Origin of the sequence: Blautia sp. HCP3S3_B11 (assembly GCF_052064435.1) — a bacterium.
Taxonomy (GTDB): domain Bacteria; phylum Bacillota; class Clostridia; order Lachnospirales; family Lachnospiraceae; genus Blautia_A.
Genome location: NZ_JBQHVP010000058.1, coordinates 1 through 791 on the forward strand (window position 1 = coordinate 1; position 791 = coordinate 791).

1 protein-coding gene is annotated in these 791 nt (G+C 41.7%); it reads left to right on the top strand.

Annotated features, from left to right (window positions below; genetic code table 11):
* Positions 1 to 791 (top strand): IS4 family transposase (locus ACTNC0_RS18220; RefSeq protein WP_441088490.1); only part of this gene is annotated, 791 nt, incomplete at both ends.

The window sequence follows — 791 nt, forward strand, 5'->3', positions numbered from 1 at the left end:
TTACCGATGCCTCTCGTAAGAATGTATTCATCATTGATGACAGTCTTTTCAATCGTACCAGTTGTAAAAAAACTGAATTGGGTTCTAAAGTCTTTGACCATACTGGGATGAATTACAAAAAGGGATACCGTATGCTGACACTTAGCTGGAGCGATGGAAATACGCTTATTCCTGTTAATAGCTGTCTTCTTGCTTCGTCAAAGGAATCAAACATCATCGGCCCGGTAAAAGCATTTGATAAGAGAACTCTCGCCGGAAAACGTCGCAAACTTGCCCAGACCAAGGCCCCTGAAGCAATGCTGACACTGCTTGATACAGCCGTTTCTGCCGGATTATCTGCGGAATACGTTCTTTTCGACTCCTGGTTCTCTAATCCTGCTCAGATTACGGCAATCAAGCGCAAAGGAATGGATGTGATTGCCATGATCAAGAAAAGCAGTCGGATCAAGTATACCTACAATGACGAGCAGCTTAACATCAAGGAAATCTATTCTAAGAACAAAAAGCGTCGTGGCAGATCCAAATATCTTCTTTCTGTTGATGTCATCGTAGGAAAAGAAAATCCAATCCCTGCCAAAATCGTATGTGTTCGAAATAAGGCTAATCGTAAGGATTGGCTTGCTTTCATCTGCACTGATACATCTCTTAGCGAAGAAGAAATCATTCGGATTTATGGAAAACGCTGGCAGATTGAAGTTTTCTTCAAAACCTGTAAGTCCATGCTCAACCTGATTGGAGAGTGTCACAGTTTATCTTATGATGCACTAACTGCTCACGTAGCAATTGTGTTT